Raw genomic sequence first — 21,304 nt, 5'->3', positions numbered from 1 at the left:
TGTTGGGGTACGCTGAAACGTGAGACTTGTCCTAACCACAAACGACTTCGTTTATGCCGGCCGTCCTCGCCCGGGTTTTCGTTGATACTGGGGGACGACATGGCGCCAGCGCAGCCGTTTCACCATTATCTTCGCTGGCTGCTACTGGAACGCGGCAAGGCGCTCGATCCCAAGACTTGGGAGAACTATGGGCGACACTTGTGGGACTTTGCCAGCTTTCTTCATGCCAATCAGGTCATTGGGAACCGCCCCTTTCGTTCAGCAGGCGAGAGCGTTGTGCGCGTCTATCGAGACTGGCAAGCCCACGATCTGAGGCTTGACCCTGGCACCATTAATCGTCGGCTGAGAATTGTTGCAGGCTTCTATCGCTGGTTCGGAGACTATCTGCTGGATCTCCTACCGTTCCGCCGCTCGATCCGACCATCGATTTCGCATTCAAGTCAGCTGTTCAGACGGAGATATGGCGGATTTCTAACGAATCCCGGGCAAGCCTCATTTAGATTTCTGACGATGAAGGCGTGGTCGACGATGGCATTCGCAAAAGCTTCTGACGAAGCCGGAAATATGAAGGTGGCGACGGTCGGTCACGAGTCGCACTCACCCGCCAGGTGCTGACCGGATACGACACTGCGTTGCAAGGGTACGCTTGCCGCCGAAATCACTCGGAGTAATCGACCGGGATTTCTTGCGTCGAGCCCTGGTAGAGAATCATCACAAGCGGAATGCCTGGCTCGGCCGTCGCATCGGTCCGACGCGCCGCGACCTCGCCAGCGACTTCGCTTGTATACTCCGCGACGATTTCGCCGAAGCTGTTACGCTGGATGGCAACTTTTTGCCCAACCTTGATCTTGTCGTTCAACTTGACCAGAAGCTCCACGAATCCGCCATGTGTCGACAGGATTGCGTGGCCGCTATTGCCGATGAAGATGCCGGTGTCCCGCCCGGTGCGTCCCATCGGGCCGGGAACGACTCCATAGTGCTTAAGCACATTCATCGTGCCTTCCACGAACAATGGAATCATTACGGGATCGAGGATACGGGCGGCACCAATCTCAGGCGTGATCGCAGGAATCCCAACGTTGATGAGGGCGTTCGCAAGCAGCGTCGGGTAGGCGGCGTTGTCGAAGATCTGACTGATGGGGAATAACTCCGCCATCGCCCGTGCCTCCGGCAATTCCAGCCGGGCCAGATTGAATGAGGTTACGTCCATCCCGCTCGTGCCGGTATGAAAATCGAGCGCGTAGTCGGCGTTCGGCCTGAGGAGCCTGGTGAACAACAGCCCGGCATGCCGGCTGGGTGCGCTGGGGCCGTTTTCGTTCCCCGGCCATTCGCGGTTGATGTCGATGAGATCAATACCTCTTCCGGAATTGGGCCATCTGCGCTCCATGGCTTCGAGCGCAGGACGGGAGACGTCGAGCACCGCCAGCACTGTGCCCGACATCCGGGTCGGATCGAGCTGGTTCATAACGGTCTGTATGGTGTGTACCGGACTGATCTCATCACCATGTACACCGCTGATGAGGGCGATGCGCTTACCAGGCTTCATGCCTCTGACGACAATAACCGACACATACCAGGACTGCCCTGTCGGCATCTGCACGCCCTGGAAAAAGAACATGTGCTTCACGCCGCGCTGCAGATCGTTGACGTCGAGCGCACTGATGACCTTCTTCCCGTGGATCACGTCCCCGGTGTAGACAATACCCTTGGGTGTCCCCGTTGCTTCGCCGGCAGCCGCCGCATTCGTTTCCTGGGCGTTCGCGGTGGCGACTTGTGTTGCCAGAGCGGATGATGCGCTGACCAGCGCGATCGCCGTCTTCATGAAGTCGCGGCGATCAACACTGTTTTTCGGCTCGTTGTGCATGGCGAAGGTCCTTATGTGCTGCACGGAAATATGTCTGTGGTGTTTCGCCGGCGTGCGCAGAAACGCGTTGCCTTTCCTAACCGGATCGAATTCAATCGCACAGACGCTTACCGCCCGCCCCCTATCACCGGACGGCAACACGAGCAGGATACCAGTCAGCACGGCACGATCGTATAACGGTTCGCCCGGGATACCGTGGCCGCCGGGGTTTGGGCTGTGGTAGTAACGGCTGGATCAGTGTCTACACTTCGCCATTGAGTTTCGGTTTAGCCAGGACCTCTTCGCCGACGAAACAACGAAGATGCTAGCAGAGCACGATTCGAGTTAGCGGCCCCTTCGACTCAGTTTGCTAACGTTTCGGGGCCGGTTGACAGCTTGGCCATCGCAAAGCAGCCTTTCATGCGCTTGATGCGAAAGTCTCTTATGGGGTCGGTTTCGACCGGTCGCATTAGGCGGCAATCGGCCAACTGCCGTCACCCGCTTCGGGGAGCGGTCATTCGAGCGGCTGGTTCGCTTCGACACCCGCTGTCGCACAGCTACCACCAGGCCGTCGCGGCCGAGTCACATCCTTTCATGTACGCTTTCTCTATATTGCTTCTATCTGACAGTAGTTCGGCACGGCACCACGTGCGACGCGCGACAGTTAATGCAAGAGACACTTCGAATGGAGCCGAACATGTCTCAGACACGAAGGCGGTCTGTGCTCGAATCGTTGAGCCGAGACACCGGAGAGGGACATGACACCGGATTGGAAGGGAATGCGCCAAAACATGTATTCACCACATCGGCCGCCAGAGTGGCCTGATGGAGTTCGCGGCATATCGATGGAGGGGACTGCATTCGTTGGGGTCCACACGGCAACTGGCGAATTGTATTGGGACGGCAAGAAAGTAGTTATTCAAAAGCCGGTCACCTTGGGCACACTCGAACGCTGTCTTGTCGCTGCGGCCGCAGTGGGCACATTCGGCGTGTTCGTGCTCGAACACGGCCGTTCTATCGGATGGTGGTTGAGCCCGCAGCGCAACTGAGTCGAGGCACCGGTGTTTCGCGACGCTCGCGAACCCGCGCATGATTCAGACTTGAGCGAACCGTGTGTTTCAGGGCTCCCCGAACCGACACCGCTGTACGAGGTTAGGGATCAGCGTCGGTGAGCAGCAAGTTGGGAACGCGTGCTCGTCCGGCCGCCAGACCGCCGGCTCAGCTCGGCCACAAACCACCATTCGCCGACTCCTGATCATCGCCGTGCGAACGTCAGCGCAGCTCTCGATACTGTTGAAAAAGTCGCTGTCTGTCTCTGTCGCAAGGTTTTTAGGGGTCCTCTCACCCTTGACCAGTGTTCGCGAGCGGCTTGTAGGCCGATCTGAGAGGTCGATTTTCTTGCGAGCGAATTGGAAAAGCAACGCAGCGACTTTTTCAACAGTATCGGCCAGTTAGAGTCACTCGAATCGGATTCGTGAGCGTCAGCTAACGGGCCGACATGAGCCATAAAATAGTCGTGGTCTCAGCCTTGCGGCGATCGCACTTAAAAACGGGTCATCGTGCGGTCGCACATCGCGCGTCCACGACAGGGCCTCTTCAATGCCCCGTCGGAATGACCGGGTCACCCTTCAATGCGCTGCAACGTCGTGAGGTGGGGCAAGACCGCCTCAAGAAACTTGCCCAAAACCATTCCCCGAGCTCCAAGAACGCCCATTTTCTTTGTGTTGGCCGCCATGAGTTCGACTATCTGGCCCAGAACATCGTCAGTATTGTTCAATTGTCAGACCCGCTCAGAATGTCTGCCAGTCCGATGCGCCGGTATCGGCCGCGATGACGGTTTCCCTGTTTGCGGTAGTAACTGGCGTCGTCTCGGCCGACGTTGCACGAGGGGGCGTGCGAACTGCCGGTGGCGGCCGACGCGGTTCGCTCCGCGACGCAACTGTCGGCGACGCGGATGGCCCCCTATCGGCAATCGTGAAGACAGCCACGGCCTCACGCAACCCCTGCGCCTGCTGGGCCATCGACTGCGCCGCTGCCGCCGCTTCTTCCACGAGGGCGGCGTTCTGCTGGGTCACCTGGTCCATCTGGGTGACGGCCTGATTGACCTGCTCGATGCCAGTGCGCTGTTCTTCCGAGGCCGAGGAGATTTCGCCCACAATGTCGGCAACACGCCTCACCGACTGGACGACTTCGCTGATCGTGCTGCCTGCTTCCCCGACGAGCCTTGAGCCTTCGTCCACCCGATTCACCGACTCGCCGATCAGGTCCTTGATTTCTTTGGCCGCGCTTGCACTGCGTTGGGCGAGCGTGCGGACCTCGCCGGCCACGACGGCAAAGCCCCGCCCCTGTTCACCGGCGCGAGCCGCCTCGACCGCTGCGTTAAGTGCAAGAATATTCGTCTGGAATGCGATGCCCTCGATAACGGCGATGATCTCTGACATTTTGGCCGAGCTGCCCGAGATCCCGTGCATCGTCTCCACCACACGTCGGACCACGTCGCCGCCACGCTGTGCGATTTCCGACGCCGTGCTGGCCAGCGTCGTTGCCTGCCGTGCGTTGTCCGCGTTATGACGGACGGTGCTGGTCAGCTCTTCCATGCTTGAGGCGGTTTCCTCCAGCGACGCCGCCTGCTCTTCGGTGCGCTGGGACAGATCGGTGTTGCCTTGGGCGATTTCGCCGGCAGCGACCGAGATTGACTCGCTGGAGGTCTGGATACCCCGTACGATCGTCGTCAGCTGGTCCTTCATGACGCCCAGCGAGAACAACAGGCTGCTGCGATCGCCCGCCTTCAACTGGACCGCCGTGCGCAGGTTCCCGGCTGCGATATCGCTGGCGAGTGCCGCAGCGTCGCGTGGCTCACCGCCAAGCTGCCTTGCGAGGCCGCGCGCGATGAGCAACGCCAACGCCAGCGCAATTGCCGATGCAGCGACGATCAGTCCGATCACAAGGGCAACAGCATGCGAATACGCCTGGCCTGCCGCCGTGCCTTCGCGGACCGACCCCGCCACATTTACGTCAACGATGGTGGCGATGTCCTTTTCAATTGCGGAGCGAATCGTGGTCGCCGGACCTTTCAACAGTGACATGGCGTCCGCCCCCTTGCTCTCTTTCGCCAGGGCATGGATCTGTTGATCGATCTGCATGTATTGCGGCATCAGCATCTGGATGTCCGCGAACGCCGCCTTTTCCTCCGGCTCCGAGATGAGTTTCTCGTATTCGGCGACCGCGCGACTATAGCTCGCAATACGGGCCTCGCTTTGCGACTCGGCATCCTGGATTTCAGCGGGGGTCTGTGCAGTGGCAAGGCGGTATTCGGCAAGACGGATGTCGCGCAGGCCAGCCTGCATCTGCAGGCTGCTGCGCACGGAAGGTAACCAGTTGTCGCGCAGTTGTAATACGTGATTGTTTTCGGCACCGATCTCGAAGAGGCTGAACCCACCCAGTCCGATCATAAGGACGGTCACGACAGAGAAACCCAGCATCAGCTGGGTCAGCACCCTAAGATTTTTCAGAAACGGCACGGCAAATTCCCCCCGATATTCGAGATCTCATGGACAGCTTGGATATTGCGTTATGAATGCAAATTCATAATATGAATAACGACCCCATGCTTGCCGTTCTTTAGCGAGATATGGATTTATTTCCCGTTAACCGTTCGCCCTCTTTTCCTAATCGTTATGCGATTCCGCGCTCTGATCCGGCTCCGTCATAGCCCCTCTTCTTCGTGGGTGGCACCGGTCAGTCCGAATCTTGAGGGCACCCGCTCAGGCACGCACGACGGTAACATCGGCGGCAACAAGTACCGGCTGATTGGCTGCGGCAGCTCGACTGTGTCGGTAATAGGCGCAGCGCGCACAACAACAACGAGGGGTGTCTCATGTGGATCTGCCTGAACAACGCTTTCCTTTCCATCGTCGCCTACCCGGCCGATGCCGCCACGCTGCCGGTGCGTGCGCGCCGCGCCGGCGATATCGAGGCGGTGTTCGGTGCCGACGTCGAGGTGGTGACGCTGCCGGGTCGCGATTACCAGTTCCGCGCGTTCCTCCCGCGCCAGATCGTCGCCGACACCATCGCGCAGAACGTGCTCGATATTTCCTATCCTAACTTCAAGAACAGCGTCACGGACGACGCGCTGCACGGCGCTTACGCGAAGGTGTGGGCGTATGTATTCTCCACATCGGCCCCCAGAGCTCTGCCGGCGCCGCCGGCAGCCGACGCGCAAACGCTCCAGAGGTGCGTGAGCTGAAACAGGCCAATGCGCAATTGCAGCGCGAACTGCAGAGCAAGGACAAGGCACTAGCGGAGGCAGCCGCGTTGCTGGTGCTTTCAAAAAAGTATCAGGTGCTGTTCGGGGGCGAGGACGAATGACTTCCCCTGAAGAGCGCGCGACATTGAAGGAACTGATCGGCGAGGCGACCACAGCCGGGGCTCGCCAGGCACGCGCGTGTGCCATGCTGGGGCTGAGCGCGCGCACCGTGCAGCGCTGGCAAGGCGGCGGTCCTGAGGCGGTGGCTGGGCGCACCTTACGCCGCCATGAGCCCGCCCACAAGCTGTCGGCGAACTGCTGGCGGTGGCCAACTCTGCCGAATTCGGTCATCTGCCACCGAGCCAGATCGTGCCGCGCCTGGCCGACCAGCGCCGCTACATCGCCTCGGAATCGACGTTTTACCGGGTGCTGCGCGAAGAGAAACAGCTCGCCCACCGGCGCAGTGAACGACCGGGCCGCGCCCGCAGCAAGCCACGCGCGGTATGTGCCGACGCACCCAATCAGCTGTTTAGCTGGGACATCACCTACTTGCCGACGACGGTTCGTGGGCAGTATTTCTATCTCTATCTGTTCATGGACGTGTTTAGTCGGATGGTCGTCGGCTGGCAGGTCTACGCCGAAGAGAGCAGCCCCCAGGCCAGCGAGTGCCCGGCACTGGATGCGATTCTGAAATGGGCGGAGCGCCGTGAAGACTTTCCATCGGCTGCGTCGAGCGTGCGTGCCTAAGGCTGACTGACCTGTTTTCCTGAATTCGAATTCTGTGGGTCGTCGACGAGGTGTCTGCTGCAAGTCAACGGATGCGTCTGCATCGGTTTGGGGCGCCGATCCCGCCTCGCATGCTGGCTTGTTCCGCCCCGGGTAAGCCACTTAAGGGTTTCATCAGATTAATTGGCTATTCTTGCAGCAACGCATCGCTGCACGTGGCCGACGGCAGATCATCGGATGCCCTGCCGTCCCGTGCGGATTGGACGCCCGGGGTACGGCAAATCCCCACGTTCAGGGGGCGAAGTGCCGCAACGGAATTCTCGCGCCCCGCGCAGTGAAGTAGGTGGTGAAGGGTTTACACGGATAGAACTACCACAAGATATTGCCGTAACCGGTGTAGACCGCTTTTGAACCCGAAGGGTGAATCGCATCGATGAAAACGCTAACGTTTGCGCAGAAACTTTGGCTGCCGCTGTACCTCAGTCTCGTCTGTCTGACCGCCATCACCGGCTTCGACGCATGGTCGCTGCGTGACGTACGCATTGAAGAGCGCAAGAACGACCAGGCGAACAACGCGGACAACGTCGTCAGCCTCGTCAGCCAGTACGCGGAGCTTGAACGGCGCGGAGCGCTCACGCGCGAAACCGCGCTGCGGGAGGCGCTGGAGCGCATCAAGGGCTTGCGCTTCGGCAAGGATGGTTACTACACCGTCATGACCGACGAACCGAAGATGCTGATGCACCCTTTCAGGCCGGAACTGGTTGGAAAAGTACTCGGCGATTTCAGGGATGCGAATGGCACCCCGCTATACCGCGATGCGGTCAACGTCGCCAAGGCTAATGAGAGTGGTTTTATCCGGTACGTGTGGCCACGCCCCGGTAAAGAGCAACCCGCGCCAAAGCTCACGCGCGTGGCGACGTTCAAACCGTGGGGCTGGATTTTTCTCAACGGCGTATATACCGACGACATCGACCGGGCTTTTTACGATTCACTCTTGCGCTCGGGCTGCATCCTGGTGATCGCCGCGCTGCTGCTCTCGGCTGTGATCGTCCTGCTCAATCGGGCGCTGCGACGCTCGCTGGGCGGCGACCCGGAGCTAGCATCTGAGGTAGCGCGTCGTATCGCGGGCGGCGATCTGAGCATGCCAGTCGATACACGTAACGCCAGCAGGCGCAGCGTGTTGTACGTGATCGAAGAGATGCGCAACCAGCTGGCGCACGTGGTCGCGGCGATAAAAGGCTCAACGGAACTGATCAGGACCGCCACACAGCAGATCGCCGTCGGGAACGGTGATCTTTCGCAACGCACCGAGGAGCAGGCCGCGTCGCTACAGGAGACTGCATCCAGCATGGAGCAGATAACCTCGATGGTGACGAACAATGCGGACAACGCGGTGCGCGCCAACGAGCTTGCGAGCAGCGCCTCGGTCATCGCCGACCGGGGCGGCGAGGTGGTCGGGAAGGTGGTCGAAACGATGCACGATATCTCGAACTCGTCGGCGAAGATCGCCGAGATCGTCGGCGTCATCGAGGGCATCGCGTTCCAGACGAACATACTCGCGCTCAACGCGGCTGTCGAAGCGGCTCGCGCTGGCGAACAGGGCAGGGGTTTTGCCGTCGTCGCGAGTGAGGTGCGCAGCCTGGCGCTTCGCGCCGCAGCAGCGGCCAAGGATGTAAAGGTGCTGGTTCAGGATTCAGTTAGCCGGGTGGACGGGGCTCGGCGCTGGTGTCTGACGCTGGTGCGGCCATTCGCGAGATCGTCGGTGCCGTGAAGCGCGTTGACGCGATCATCCATGAGATCGCTGCGGCGTCCAATGAACAAAGCACCGGCATCCAGGAAGTCGGCAAGGCGATTTCACAGATGGACGCGGTGACCCAGCAGAACGCGGCGCTTGTCGAGCAGGCCGCCGCCGCAGCCCAATCCCTCAGCGAGCAGGCCGACGGACTGGCACAGGTCGTCGCGACCTTCCGCCTGCCAGACCCAGGCCATAGCCCGGAAATCGGTACGCCCTCTGTGGCGTTGACGGAGACAGCTGATGTCGCGCTCGCCTGAACGCCTGCTGGGATGGCTCGCGGTACTAGCCGGCTGCTTCCTGTTCACCTGGCTTGTTGCGACGCATTGGTAGAACCTGCCGTGTAGCTTTGGCGCCATCCACCGTGATGTAGCGAGGTGATTCAAGGCGCTCATTTGAGATTGCGGATGCTGGAAGGAGAAGCAGATGAGTACCATGGAAACCGAGATCGGCCAACTTGAAAAGGCGGTGAACACGCTGGTCCGCCGCCCGCGATTGATCCGCCAGGAATACTGGGCATCCGAAATCGAAGATGTGCTTGAACGTCCGGGCATTACCGCGCGGGATCGACAGCGCCTGTCAGCGCTTCTTGATTTACTCGGGATGGTCGCGAATGAACGCCCGGTCCATGCTTCGGCTCAGGCAAACACGCCCGGGAACGCGAATTGCACTGCTTCTGAACTGTCGCCATCCCATGAACACCCGCACGCATGAACAGGAGCACAGCATGCGTCGTCGTTGCGCTTCCGACGCTTGCCCGGCGGGTGACGACTATGTCCGCCAGGGCAGCCATGGCGGGCACGATCAAGCCCCCGTCATCCTTGCCGGAGGAACGGACGTGACGCACGTGCACGCAGGCGGCGAACGGACACATGTGCCGCAAGTGCCTGGGATCGTAGGGGCGCTCCGAGACCTGTACATTGACTCGAGCGCCGCTGCGCAGCTCGGTGGCTATGGGCTTGAGGTTTCTGAGCTGCAGTGGCGTGCACTGGCTGAGCGCACCGAAACGGCCAGGCTTGTCCTGCATCGTGAGCCTATCGGCGACGCGGACACGGAAGCGGCGCTCCATCGTCTTTTGGTAATTTGCGACTACATCATCGAGCTTTACATCGCGGGACGGGAATGCCCGTCGGCGGTCTGGCGCGAGGCGGGCAAGCTGGGTCGCGAAGCCTACGGCTACATCGACCGAGGTGTCAACCCGAAACGGGGATCAGACGTATGAATGCTCCGCCGGCAAGGGGACCGGGTCGACGCTGCATCAAGGCGGGCGGTCCGGTTGACCGGAACAGATATGCATGGTTTTCTGGCCGCAGGTGCATCCGATGAGCGCCGACGGTGTCGTCAAGGCGGCCTTGTTGCTGGTTGCGCTCGGCGAGGAGGAAGCGACCGAGGCATTCCGTCATCTCAGCCCGCGAGAAGTGCAAAAACTGAGCGCCGCAATGGCTGCGTTGAAAAACGTCGAGCGCAGCGCCGTCGATGATGCTGTGTGCGCCTTTATCGAGCAGGCGCAAACACATACGACGCTGACACTCGAGTCGGACCAGTACATCCGGTCCGTCCTCAACCGGGCGCTGGGAGAAGACAAGGCCGGTGCCGTTGTTGATCGCATTCTCGTCGGCGGCGATATCAGCGGTATCGAAGGTCTGAAGTGGATGGATGCACCGATTGTTGCGGAGCTCATCAAGAATGAGCATCCGCAAATCATCGCCACGGTGCTGGTGCATCTGGATCCCAACCAGGCATCCGCCGTGCTCGGATGCTTCACCGAACGCGCACGCAACGACGTGCTGTTGCGGATCGCGACGCTTGACGGCATCCAGCCGGCCGCATTGCGTGAACTCGATGATGCGCTAACCGAAGTGCTTGCGGGTAGCGTCAACATGCAACGCCGCGTGATGGGCGGACCACGCGCGGCCGCCGAGATCATAAATAACCTGTCGAGCCAGCACGAAGACTCGGTGATCGGCACCGTACGCGACTACAACGACGACCTCGCGCAAAAGATCGTCGACGAGATGTTCACGTTTGAAAAGCTGCTTGCGCTGGACGACCGGTCGATCCGCCTGCTGCTAAAGGAGATTGACTCGCAGACGCTCCTCGTTGCCCTGAAGGTCGGGCCACCCGAACTGCTTCAAAAAATCCTGACCAACATGTCGCAGCGCGCGGCGGAACTGTTTGCTGAAGACATTGAAGCACGCGGTCCGGTGCGCCTGTCGGAGGTGGAAATGCAGCAGCGCACGATATTGCAGATCGCCCGCAAGCTCGCCGACAGCGGCGAGATTGCGCTGGGCGACAAGCCCGGCGATGCCTATGTCTGAGAAAGCGCGTCTCTGTTCGCCACCCCATGCGCGGTGCCTGCCCATCGTCCAGATGTATTCGCGTTACGAAGGACGTACAGGAGCGCTTCGCCCTCGTCAGGGCCGATGGCCAGCAGTCGCAATCTGCATCGCGTGATGTCCGATAAGACCACGTCCGTCAGCATGCCACCACCGATCGAAACCGCGCGTACGGCGGACGTTTTCCGCCAGATACCGCCACGGCTGTCACTGGCCATTGTGGTCGTGTGTGGCGGACTGGTCGTGCTGATCGCCATCCTTATCGGGGAACAGCACGCGACCAGAGCAGTCAAGCGCCATGAGCAGCTGATCGGCGATGACCTCGTTGCCTCAGTCGACGGCATTCTGGACAGCGTCATTTCGCGACGTCGGACCGAGCTTGCCGCGCTTGCCGGCCAGTCCTGTGAAAAAGCAGAACGCCCTCTGGCCGAGCTGGAAACACATCTTCGCTATGTCCGTGCCGTCGCGTTGGTCGCAAACGGGCGGCTGTACTGCTCGTCCGCGCTTGGACCGATTGACCTCCCGTTGCATGCTTATCTCAGCCCGTCCTTTTATGGCGACCGGATAGGTCTGCTTGCACAGACCCCGTTCCAGCCCGGCGTACCGGTACTTACCATGTTTAGCCCGGCAGGCCAAGGCGCTGGCGTGTTGTACCTTGTCGAAGGCGACTATCTTGCCGACGTGCTCGCACACGGCGCAAGATTAGGCGCCGAGTCGGCAGCGCTATCAATGCCGGGGTTTGGTGTATTGAATGATCGAGGCGGCTTCCTGTCTGCCTCTGCATTTCGGAAGGCGTACACGACGCGCGTTGCATCGGGTACCTGGCCGTTCGCCGTTCTGGTTTCCTCGTCTAAACGATTCCTCGCCGTCACGCGCTGGAAGTACCGGCTAGCCTACGGTGCGGTTGGACTGTTGCTTGCCGCATTGATCGCAGTCGCGTACCTGATGGCGTTCGCACCGCGCCGACTTCTCCTGAACGCCGTTCATCACGCGCTGCGCCGTGGGCAGTTTCACGTCGTCTATCAGCCGATCGTAGCGGTCGCAAGCCGCACTATCGTTGGAGTGGAGGCGCTGATACGATGGGATCACCCCAGATGGGGGTCGATCAGCCCCGCCGTCTTTATGGCTGAAGTCGAATCCAGTGACATGCTGGGTCCGGTAACGGCGTTCGTGCTGCGCACCTCAGTCGCAGAGATGAGCCTTAGCCCTCCGGCCATTCCGTTGCGCATAGCTGTCAACGTCGCGGCAAGGGACCTTGAACGGAAGGGGTTCGTTGCCGAGGTCGAGGCTCTGAACGAGCAGCTGCCAGCGGGTAGCAGCCTTGTTCTCGAATTGACCGAACGCTTTCTGCTGAGCGAAAGCGCGCGCACCGCAGCCGTTTTCCAGGCACTTAAGGCCAAGGGCATCAAGTTCGCGATCGACGATTTCGGCACACAGCACAGTAACCTGGATGCGCTCAGCCGGTTTCCATTTGACTACGTGAAGATCGACCGGCAGTTCGTGAGCCAGGTCGATACGGGCGGAGCTGACCTGATCAACGGTGTTGTTTCAGTCGCCAGGCACTTCGGTTTGCAGGTGATTGCTGAAGGCGTCGAGACCGAGACACAACACCGGGCTTTACTGACGGCCGGCGTGCCATTTGCGCAAGGGTACCTATACCAGAGGCCTGTACGGGCTGGCGAGCTGGTGCAGGCAGCGACTGCGGTAAATCGGTGAACTGCTGCCAGGTTCCGCCTGGAACCGGCCAACGGCAACTTTTGAGTCGTCGGCTGCGGACAATGAAAGAACAGGCTATCCAAGGGCGCATCTTCAAAAACCTGGCCGACGTTCGTGCTGCCGCCATCGCGTTCAAGGATCGATACAATCGCGACTGGCGTCTTGAAAAGCTGGGCTTCAAATCACCCCTCCAAGCCCGTCAGGAGAGGCTAACGAAGCGGCCTGAGTTGCAAAAGCGTGTCCAAACAACCGGAGCCGGTACAAGCGTCAAGCAACACGCCGTCGAGGACAATTGTCGCTGCCCATGGTGCCGTCGCCATGGTGTCCAGGCAATCGTCCTGATGAAGCCTGAACACCGAGCCGCGAAAATGGCATCAAAACAGCCATCGACTTGCCAGCGCCGAAACGCGCGATAGATGCGTGTGCAATGAATTTCCACACGGCCCTGCCGATCCTTCTCGATCGGCAGTTCCTTCCACTGGCAGCGCAGATAGAGCAACCGCAAAATGTGGTTGAAGATCGATCGCATGGCAGCTCAGTTTCGGCGGGGGCCGCGACGCTCCATGCTCAGATGCGGCCAGACAAATAGCTGGCTTTTCGCCATCTCGATCCACCAAAGCAACGGGATTTTGGCCGACTCCGCGATGCATGCGAAACCCATGCCCGTGTGGCGGTCAGCCAATTCCGGCACGCTCGAAAAAAACCCGCAACCAGTTGGTGCTTTGATGGGCGAGCGTTCGTGCAGCCGCACGATGCTGCCGGCGAAGTCGGTTACTTGGGCGGCGGCAGCGAAGGATCGGGCTTGGCCGAATCCCGCAACAGTTGGTCCGTCATCGCGGCCCCGGATTGATACGTGCCGCGCTGGTCCGTGCTCGCGCGAGCACCGAGGCTGCCGGGCGGCAAGGGCGTGGGAGGCGGCAACGAGGGATCGAGCTTCGCCGATTCCCGGACCAGTTCGTCCGTTTCCGGTGTCGAGCCTTGAGTCGTTATCGCGCGACGGTCCAGACCGTTTCGTCCACGCTGGGCGCGCTGCGCCGGAACCACCTTCGGCGCACCCGAGTCCTGCACGTTCACCGACGCGACTGCCGTCGATGGCGCCTGCTTCGGTTGTTCCTGCGGTTTCGGTTGCCCGGTGACTTGTGCGGCGGCCGGAATGGATGCGGATGCGGCCGTCATGGGCGCAGGTGCGGGAGCCGGAGCGGGAACCACCGGCTGCTGCGCGATGGCAGTACTTTTCGTGATTGCGCCGAATGGCTTTGACTGGCCGATGCTGCCTTCCGTCACGTGATTCTCGCTGACGTGCGAATCGACGACGGGAGGGCGTGCGGATTCATCGATGGCGGCCGCCGTGACTTCTGCCATTGCGCGGCGGTCCGCCTGAAGGAGTATCAGGTACGTGGTCCCTACTGCACCGAGCAGAAGCCCTCCAATAATCATCAAAATCTTCCGGGTCTTCATCATACTTACTGAGGATTTGTCGCGCTAACGGTTGCGGGGCGAGAACAGGTCGATATGGGTTATGTCGCCAGCGAGTAGAACTGCTAGGCGGGGGCGAACGCCGTTGTCTTTCATCTGCCCTTTCACAATCATGTGCATGAGTTCGATGCCACCAAGCAGGATGCAGGCGCAGCGAAAATTCTTGCACCCGAGCAGGGTCGGGTGCGCCGCTTGATCGCGCAGCGGTCCTGTTCGATGGACCGATCTTGGTGCCGGCGGGCTGCTATAGATCCTGGCTTACGAGTGCGCGGGCCTTCGCGTGGCGCGCGCTGCTCGACACGAAGATATCCGTGCCCAACTCGTGCAGCAGGTCACGCAGTGTTTCCGTCTGCGCCATGCGGCGTCGTGCTTGTCCAACCCGGTGATCGCGTCGGGCGCACGAGGCTCCATTTCAGAAGGCACCGCCCATGCGCCGCGGCCCGGCCTTCAGCGCCGCGCGAGCTAGCAGCATCAGATGATAGTAGAGGCGCAGGCTGAAACCGTGTTTGTATGCGAACGGATGCCCGAGCGCGATGCGAAAGCCGCTGAGCGGCGCACCGTTCTTCGCATGGACCGAGACCACGATCGGCACGATTCGCCGCAGTGCCGTCCTGCGCGCGGGTTCCAGCGCCGGATCGAGCTTCAGTCCGGCCAGGAACGCATACGCGCTGACCGACGCGGCCGCCATCGAACCGCGCGTGTTCGCCGAGACCGACACCGCTGTCTTGCGATAGTACGAAACGTATTCGTTCAGGTAGTAGACCTGCTTCGCTGCAAGGCAGAGCTTCACACCGAATACAAAGTCGCAGCTCATGCCGTACTGCTCTTCGTAGCTGATCTGCTTGACGAGGCGTGCGTCGGCAAGCCAGCCGTTGTTGGGGAACATCTGGATCAGGCCTGTGCGGCCCGGCGGTATCTGCAGTCCCTCGGCTTGCTTCGTGCGATAAAAATCGGCGTTTAGACGATCGCTGGCCGCGCGATCCACGTGGCCCTTTGCATCGACTTCGTACTGGTCGGCGAATACGACGTCGAGATCCGGATACGTCTGCCACGGCATCAGCAGGCGCTCGATGCCGTTGTCGACGAGGTAATCGTCATCGTGGATCAACAGGATCCTGTCGCCGCTCGCCCGTGCGAACAGGCTCGCAACATTGCGCGCCTGGCCGAGCGACGGTTCGTTCTTCAAGTAGCGAACGCGTGAGTCGTGCTGATACCGTTCGGCAATCAAGCGCCGTGTGCGTTCGTCTTTCGAATCGTCGCCGATCACGATCTCGATGTTTGCGTACGTTTGTGCAAGACATGAATCGATGCACTGCACGATCAGTTCAGGACGATTGCACGTCGGCAGACAGATGGAGACTTTCAGGTGTGTCGTCATGGGCTCGCCAAAACGCCTGAAGAGCCGGGCATCTGATGCCTGCCGGCGCAGGATCAACGCTCGACCGATAGCCATTGACGGCCGTTCCACAAGAAAATAGACGAGGGTTGCGACGGGGAAGACGAGCAGAGCCGCCAAGGCCAGCGCAATCCATGCCGCGCCCGGGGAGGGCATCAGATGGATCAGTGATAGCAGGAGCACCGTATGCGTCAGATAGAGGCTATATGAAATCGAACCCAGAAAGACGATCGGCCGCCATGCCAGTATCGATGTGATCCGCCCGGATACAAGAGACGTACAAATGATACCGGAAGCGCCCAAGGCGACGCCCCAATCGAAGAGGAAATCGGCGAGGCCGCCCGGCGCGAAGTTTAGGATCACCCGAGAGAAGAAGTAAAACCCGAGCGACGCCATGAGGACCACGGCCCTCCGGATTGGTGTTCCGAGCCATTGTTGCCAGCGAGCGCGATGGACAGCAAGCACTGCGCCGACGACGAATATGCCAGTGAAGTGGGCTGTGAGCTCCCATTCCACCTTCAGATTGGCGTTGTACGGGTTCTTCCCTTCGAGAAACAGTAACAAATACCCGCTGGCGGAAATGATCATCGCTGCCGCGATGGAATGGCTCGCACGCAGGCGTAGGACGAAGAACACAATCACCGGGAAAAACAGCGAAATACGCATCTCGTAGATCAGCGTCCAGATCACCGGTATGACGTGGTCCGCTCGATATTTTCCCAAAAAGACCACATGGCTGACCACATCCGACACCGAGAAACTTCCGTCCCAGGAACGGTTGGCCCAAACCCCCGCCCAGGGAACGGGACCCTCGTAGACGAGCGCCATCAATGTATAGGCGAGGGAAAAGACGGCAACAAACGGCAGATATATGCGGCAAATCCGCTTCAGCATGTAATTCCTGTAGCCGGGCTTTCGGCTCGAAGTTAGCTGAAGCGTCAGCACGAATCCACTGATGATGAAGAAAAGTATGACCGCGTCGTGCCCAGTCAAAAGAAAACGGAGCGGGGTTCGCCACATCCAGCGCAGCGGATCGATGATCGTGAAGTGGTTCAAAACGACCGTGAGTGCCGCGATGCCCCGTAGAGCGTCGAGCTGCGTAAAGTGCCCTCCAACCGGCCTAGTAGTCGCGTCCATCCGACTTGCCTCCCCCTAGGAAAGAGCCGACCGAATCGACCCGCCTGTATTAGGACGCTAAACTGCCCGAAATTAAATCGAAAATAAAACCAATAATGTAACTGAATGCTTCAAAAAGTATAGGCCTTGGACATAGGAGGAGAACTGGAATCGCAGAGCGTCGTGGCTTGAGCATATCGCCGGGGGGCGACGCATGCTGCGTCGTACTTCGGACTTTAGACATCGGGCAAAAAAACAGGCGACAAGGTTCCGGTGGACTGTAGTTGTTGGACTTAATCAACACGCGAGTGTTGAAATGGAATTTTGTCCTCTCGCTCCCGGCTCTGGCTCCGGCCACCGTTCCGCGAAGGTTCGCAACGGGCGCCGAGGACTGAACCTCCGGGAGGGTCGTCGTGCTGATACCTTACGGCCGGGCAACGGTAAATCTCACCGCTGCCCGGATGTCACGCAGGCAAGGCTTACCTCTTCTAATAACGCGGCATAAAACGGACCGGCGCGCATGAATGGCAAACGTCATTTGAAGTTCCAATACCTCACAATTCTTTGCGGCCAAGATAAGCTGACCTGTATACGGCAACGTAACCGCCGAGCCGCGCAATTTTGATGAGATAACGGTGATATCGGTGAGCGTGGCTGGGTCGTTTTTTTACGAAGTGGGGTTTAACATTTCGATTTGCGCCCGTGCCAGCGCTAGTTCCGGTGGCGTATCAGGCATTGACCAGTTAATCATCGTGATCCGGAATGCTCGCCAGCTTGATGTAGAGACAGACACAAGATTGGCGAGCCGATCCGCCGTTCGCAGTCTCCACTCTTCTGCCTTGCAACCTTATTTCAAGGATGATGTGCGGCTTCAGGTCCAGCAGTTTGAAGTAGCGATGTGCGCCGGTCGCAGAAATCGCCGTCTCCGGCAACAGCGCGTACGCTCCAATGCGTGGAACTGTCGGCGGGCTCGGAGTGCAATCAGATTCACGTCATCCTGGCTTCCACCGATACATCATCACCTTGCCGCGCGCGTCTTCTTCGATGAACACCAGGTATTCGCCGTCGTTGCGCCGATACGCGCTGATGCCGTTTGGCACGTCGACGTAGCCGGACGCACGGCCCACTTCGGGGCCGGGCCGGATCACGCCGACTTCCTTGCCGGAATCCTTGTCGTACACATGCACGGCGCCCACGGGCTCCACGGCGAAGACATACTTGCCTTCCACCGTCAGTCCGATGATCGTCGCGACCGGCTTCGATTTTGTATTCCACGGCAGCGTGATTGCGTAGCGCTGCTCGGGTTTGCCTGTCGACCATTTGTCGTAACGCACCAGAACGCGGCCCACCTCCTTCCAAAAGCCGCGGTCAAGCGGAGTCTGTGGCGTATAACCCGTCACATAGAGCGTGTCGGTCACGGGTTCGTAGATTGCTCGACGAAGTGCGGTGAATGGCTGCGGCACCGGGTACGCAGTCATGTTCGAATACGAATAAACAGGGTTGCCGCTCGCATCGAGGCCGCCGAGGTGGAAACGGTAGACGCCCGCTGAATCGCGTGTGCGCCAGATATCGCCGGCGGTGTCGACCCACCAGCCCCAGCCGCCTGCCAGCTTCGCGCCGCTCGTGTTGGGCATGAATTCGTCGCTGTCGAACCTGCCGTCGCCGTTCGTGTCGCGCCAGATCCAGTCGCCACCCGGCGGCGCGTTCGGCACCTTCGCCACAGCCTGACCGCTGCCTGCGATGAAGCCTGAAGGAATCGCCACCTCGCCGTCATGCGGCGGATCGAAGCGGTAGATCTTCAGATGGTCCGCGTACATGTCGGTCAGGAACAGAAACGTACGGCCCTTCAACCTGCGTGCGATGGGCAGACCCGGCCACGGGTCGGTATGGAATACCGGGTCGTCCGGGTACCTGAACCGGTCCGATAGAAAGCCCGCATATTTCCATTCGTGCCCAGTTGGCTTCGACAGATCGAGTTCGAAGCGCTTGTTGCCCGTGTAGACGCTGTCAGGACGCGACGGATCCATCCATGCACCGTCGACGAACAACAGGCCCTGCACCTGCCACTGTCGACGCCTGTCGGGCGCATAGCTTTCGAGCGTCGCGCCGAGCGTTGCGCCGGCCGAGTCGTAACGCGGTCCAATGCCGTTGGCCGATACATACACATTGCCGCGAGCGTCGACACCCACACCCGTCAGTCCGTTGAAACGCTGCGGTCCGGGCCGCCCCAGGGCGCCGCTGAAAATCCCGCCACGTTCGCCGAGCGTGCCGCTCGCGGCGTAATGCCCATTCGTCTTGCTGAAGAACAGCACCTGCTGCCGCGGCCCGTTGTCCGCGATCAGCACGCGTCCCAGCTGATCGACTGCGATATCGACCGCGACCGTGTCCGCGGGCAGCGGCAGTTCGTCGTTCAGACGCTGGCCGCCCGATGTGTAATGCGCAACACCGGGCGCACGGTCGCCGCGCGTATCGGTCAGCGCCCACACAGTGCCGTCAGGCGCAAGAGCGATGCGGCCCGGTTCGTGCACGTCCCATGTGTTTTTTTTCATCATTGAATCGGCGTCATAGATCTGGATGCGATCGCGCGTGGTGTTCGTTACGTACAGCGTCGTATCGCTCGCCGCGAGACCACCGATATCCGCTACCGTGCCGGCCGGCACTTCGTTCACCATCAGAAAGCTCGCCGCAAGCCGCGCACGTGGGTCCCCTGAATTGGCGGCCAGCTGGAACGGCACACCGCGTTTCGTATCGCCGATGTCGCGGCGCGAAACGCCATACCACTGATTGCCCTTTTCCGGCCAGATACCCGGCGACACCAGATGGCCTCTTTCATTGCCGACCGCGACCGCGACAAACAAATACCTGTGATTCACCGCGACCGCGTTGCCGCCGCCGTTGCCCCAGCCATGCGTGCCACCGGAAGAACCGAGCATTTTGCCATGCTGAAACACGCTCGCTTCCGCGCCGCTCTCATCCCACGGCGCATTCGTGTAGACCTTACCGTCCGGCGCGACTGCCATCGCGGTAATGTTGATCTGCGTCCACGTGCCATCGCCGTAGCCGAAGGTGTTGCCAATCCACGACGTCTTCACATTCAATGCGGTTTCCGCGGACGCGGGGAAGATAGCAAGGCAGGCGAGAGTGCAGAGCATTCGGGCGAATCCGAGACGGGACAAAGTCTTTCTCCAGTCAGAGAGCCATTTTGGGGCCGACGGCTCGCAAGTGGTATATCCACGGGGTAGAGTGCTAGAGCGGCACGCAACGACAAGATCACGGACTTGAGTGCTGCCATCGGTACGGGCTGGCTGATACGGGCTGGCCCTTCACAAGTCGCCCTTCCGGGCAGAGCCATGTGGCCGATCACGATACGCGGAAAATCCGCCGCAACGAAAATCAAAAATAATTCGAATATGCGGCGCTTGATGCGGCCTTCTGGCCAGTGGTTATCCCGCGCAAAGTCATCAGCGACCCTAAAGCGCGCAGCGCGACTACGGCTCCGTGGTGTTCAGAAAGATCGTGCGACAGAGACTGCCAGGACACTCATGATGGAGATAAGCATATGAGCAGCATATAGAGCCTCACCAACGTCCCGGTACTCCCTGCCCAGTCGATATCGTCGAGCGTCAGGTGCCGGACCTCGCAGGCTCGCAATCCCATTCTCACCAGGATCAGCAGCATGGCATGGTTGCGCAGCTCGTGTGGACTGCTATCCAATGCTGCGCCGAGCACGCGCTCGGTTTCCTAGACAGTAAGATGGACCGGCAGTGATGCGTGTTCCATCGAGGCATCGAAGGAACCCATTTTGAATAACAAGGCCAAAGTCGCCATGAGAAAAGCGCGCGGATTACGGGCGTTTTGAACCACGGAAATCGCGCTATATCACGCACTTGGTAACTTGCCCGAGCCTCCGACTACCCACACTTTTCACTGACGAACCTTAAGGCTAAGCTGAACAAGCCACTAAATTGACGACGTGTCAGCGATTTGAACGTCGCCCAGTCATGAGGCCGAGCTTGAGCCCTTGCTTTTCGGCCCTTTCGGGCCTCTCATCGTGTCGAGAAACTCGTCGCGCTGAGTGCGTTTGCGGTGGGTCTCGAAACCCGCTCCTTGATCGGCTGCCATCGCCAGCGTCTGGAATGCGCGAATGGCGTGGGCGGTCCTCAAGTACGGCGACGACTTCAAGCACGAGCCAGCCGCCGCGTGAGCTCCACCGATGTGTTTATCAACCCTTCAGCAACGAGAAGCAACGGTACCATCAGCGACTAAACGATCACTTTGCACTGCCAGCGGTGATGTGAAGCGGGTTGGACCCGCGCGAGGTTTACCTGATAAGGCTAGAGTGATTTCATTCCCGGTCAGCGAACGAGGCCCCCGCGCGCGTCTTTCATCAGGGTCCGGGCCGTCGGCCCAACATGACCGGTTGTAGTACAGCAGTCCTTCACCTTCTCACATGACGCCGGCAAGGCAACATTGCAACACAAGAAAACCGCATTTGAGCTTGCACTCGATGGGGAAGCCCTTCTATGAGGAGTCGTTTGTCAAGGTGGATCGCAATTTGGTCAGTGTGGGTGAGGCCGTCCTGTCAGCGAGGGGCTGAGTAGAGAGGAAAGCAGGTGTGTTCGTAGGATGCCTGCACTGTGGATCTGAAGCCGTTAAT

Annotated in this window: 19 protein-coding genes and 4 pseudogenes; 12 read left to right on the top strand and 11 right to left on the bottom strand. The window is 60.0% G+C overall.

Annotated elements, in window-relative coordinates; translation table 11 throughout:
- Positions 1-99 precede the first annotated feature (99 nt).
- Positions 100-615, top strand: a complete 516-nt coding sequence (locus PQR02_RS27425; protein WP_408238742.1) for a site-specific integrase — start codon at positions 100-102, stop codon at positions 613-615.
- A 43-nt stretch (positions 616-658) separates the two neighbouring features.
- On the opposite strand, the gene PQR02_RS27420 is transcribed toward PQR02_RS27425, so the two are convergent.
- Together PQR02_RS27420 and PQR02_RS27415 are read right to left on the bottom strand one after the other, a co-directional pair.
- Positions 659-1,546, bottom strand: coding sequence for a succinylglutamate desuccinylase/aspartoacylase family protein (locus tag PQR02_RS27420; protein ID WP_408238839.1), 888 nt, complete (start codon positions 1,544-1,546; stop codon positions 659-661).
- A gap of 438 nt (positions 1,547-1,984) precedes the next feature.
- Positions 1,985-2,102 (bottom strand): annotated as a pseudogene (locus tag PQR02_RS27415) (IS5/IS1182 family transposase); the annotation flags it as partial.
- A gap of 499 nt (positions 2,103-2,601) precedes the next feature.
- Between PQR02_RS27415 and PQR02_RS27410 the strand changes: the two are divergent.
- Positions 2,602-2,892 (top strand): hypothetical protein, encoded by a 291-nt coding sequence (locus PQR02_RS27410; protein WP_408238739.1) that lies wholly within the window; start codon positions 2,602-2,604, stop codon positions 2,890-2,892.
- A gap of 572 nt (positions 2,893-3,464) precedes the next feature.
- Here PQR02_RS27410 and PQR02_RS27405 read toward each other — a convergent pair.
- Entirely contained in the window at positions 3,465-3,620 is a 156-nt protein-coding gene (locus tag PQR02_RS27405) for a hypothetical protein (RefSeq protein WP_408238736.1), read from the bottom strand.
- A 13-nt stretch (positions 3,621-3,633) separates the two neighbouring features.
- A complete protein-coding gene (locus PQR02_RS27400; RefSeq protein WP_408238733.1) occupies positions 3,634-5,364 on the bottom strand; it encodes a methyl-accepting chemotaxis protein in 1,731 nt (576 codons plus the stop codon).
- A 356-nt stretch (positions 5,365-5,720) separates the two neighbouring features.
- On the opposite strand from PQR02_RS27400, the gene PQR02_RS27395 reads away from it, so the two are divergent.
- The 10 genes from PQR02_RS27395 to PQR02_RS27350 all read left to right on the top strand — a co-directional run bounded on the left by PQR02_RS27395 (position 5,721) and on the right by PQR02_RS27350 (position 13,075).
- A complete protein-coding gene (locus PQR02_RS27395) occupies positions 5,721-6,089 on the top strand; it encodes a hypothetical protein (RefSeq protein ID WP_408238730.1) in 369 nt (122 codons plus the stop codon).
- A complete protein-coding gene (locus PQR02_RS27390; protein ID WP_408238727.1) occupies positions 6,077-6,211 on the top strand; it encodes a hypothetical protein in 135 nt (44 codons plus the stop codon). Before PQR02_RS27395 ends, PQR02_RS27390 begins: the two co-directional genes overlap by 13 nt.
- Before the next feature lie 202 nt (positions 6,212-6,413).
- The gene (locus tag PQR02_RS27385; protein ID WP_408238724.1) at positions 6,414-6,836 is read left to right on the top strand and encodes a DDE-type integrase/transposase/recombinase; all 423 of its coding nucleotides are present in this window, start codon (positions 6,414-6,416) and stop codon (positions 6,834-6,836) included.
- A 412-nt stretch (positions 6,837-7,248) separates the two neighbouring features.
- On the top strand, positions 7,249-8,586 hold the full coding sequence (locus tag PQR02_RS27380; RefSeq protein ID WP_408238721.1) for a methyl-accepting chemotaxis protein: 1,338 nt from the start codon (positions 7,249-7,251) through the stop codon (positions 8,584-8,586).
- Entirely contained in the window at positions 8,583-8,867 is a 285-nt protein-coding gene (locus PQR02_RS27375) for a hypothetical protein (RefSeq protein WP_408238718.1), read from the top strand. The genes PQR02_RS27380 and PQR02_RS27375 overlap by 4 nt, the downstream gene beginning before the upstream one ends.
- Before the next feature lie 166 nt (positions 8,868-9,033).
- Positions 9,034-9,321, top strand: coding sequence for a hypothetical protein (locus PQR02_RS27370; protein WP_408238715.1), 288 nt, complete (start codon positions 9,034-9,036; stop codon positions 9,319-9,321).
- Positions 9,302-9,829: a hypothetical protein gene (locus tag PQR02_RS27365; RefSeq protein ID WP_408238712.1), complete on the top strand. Its 528-nt coding sequence runs from the start codon at positions 9,302-9,304 to the stop codon at positions 9,827-9,829. Before PQR02_RS27370 ends, PQR02_RS27365 begins: the two co-directional genes overlap by 20 nt.
- Before the next feature lie 100 nt (positions 9,830-9,929).
- Positions 9,930-10,925: a flagellar motor switch protein FliG gene (fliG, locus tag PQR02_RS27360; protein WP_408238709.1), complete on the top strand. Its 996-nt coding sequence runs from the start codon at positions 9,930-9,932 to the stop codon at positions 10,923-10,925.
- A 135-nt stretch (positions 10,926-11,060) separates the two neighbouring features.
- Positions 11,061-12,659, top strand: coding sequence for an EAL domain-containing protein (locus PQR02_RS27355; RefSeq protein ID WP_408238706.1), 1,599 nt, complete (start codon positions 11,061-11,063; stop codon positions 12,657-12,659).
- Positions 12,660-12,721: 62 nt separating this feature from the next.
- Complete coding sequence (locus tag PQR02_RS27350) at positions 12,722-13,075, top strand: hypothetical protein (protein ID WP_408238703.1); 354 nt, start codon at positions 12,722-12,724, stop codon at positions 13,073-13,075.
- A 355-nt stretch (positions 13,076-13,430) separates the two neighbouring features.
- Here PQR02_RS27350 and PQR02_RS27345 read toward each other — a convergent pair whose 3' ends face one another.
- The 7 genes and pseudogenes from PQR02_RS27345 to PQR02_RS27315 all read right to left on the bottom strand — a co-directional run bounded on the left by PQR02_RS27345 (position 13,431) and on the right by PQR02_RS27315 (position 20,376).
- The gene (locus PQR02_RS27345; protein WP_408238700.1) at positions 13,431-14,021 is read right to left on the bottom strand and encodes a hypothetical protein; all 591 of its coding nucleotides are present in this window, start codon (positions 14,019-14,021) and stop codon (positions 13,431-13,433) included.
- A gap of 155 nt (positions 14,022-14,176) precedes the next feature.
- Positions 14,177-14,353, bottom strand: a pseudogene (locus tag PQR02_RS27340) (IS6 family transposase); the annotation flags it as partial.
- 194 nt (positions 14,354-14,547) lie between these two features.
- The gene (locus tag PQR02_RS27335) at positions 14,548-15,513 is read right to left on the bottom strand and encodes a glycosyltransferase family 2 protein (protein WP_408238836.1); all 966 of its coding nucleotides are present in this window, start codon (positions 15,511-15,513) and stop codon (positions 14,548-14,550) included.
- A 108-nt stretch (positions 15,514-15,621) separates the two neighbouring features.
- A pseudogene (locus PQR02_RS27330) lies at positions 15,622-16,668 on the bottom strand (acyltransferase family protein); the annotation flags it as partial.
- Positions 16,669-17,510: 842 nt separating this feature from the next.
- A pseudogene (locus tag PQR02_RS27325) lies at positions 17,511-17,628 on the bottom strand (IS630 family transposase); the annotation flags it as partial.
- Positions 17,629-17,639: 11 nt separating this feature from the next.
- Positions 17,640-19,823, bottom strand: a complete 2,184-nt coding sequence (locus tag PQR02_RS27320) for an NHL repeat-containing protein (RefSeq protein ID WP_408238697.1) — start codon at positions 19,821-19,823, stop codon at positions 17,640-17,642.
- Positions 19,824-20,187: 364 nt separating this feature from the next.
- Positions 20,188-20,376 (bottom strand): tyrosine-type recombinase/integrase, encoded by a 189-nt coding sequence (locus tag PQR02_RS27315; RefSeq protein ID WP_408238694.1) that lies wholly within the window; start codon positions 20,374-20,376, stop codon positions 20,188-20,190.
- Between the last annotated feature and the right edge of the window lie 928 nt (positions 20,377-21,304).

The organism is Paraburkholderia sediminicola, assembly GCF_046026895.1.
Taxonomy (GTDB): Bacteria; Pseudomonadota; Gammaproteobacteria; order Burkholderiales; family Burkholderiaceae; genus Paraburkholderia; species Paraburkholderia sediminicola_C.
The sequence above is the reverse complement of the archived record's forward strand: the minus strand, read 5'-3'. Positions and strand labels throughout refer to the sequence as shown.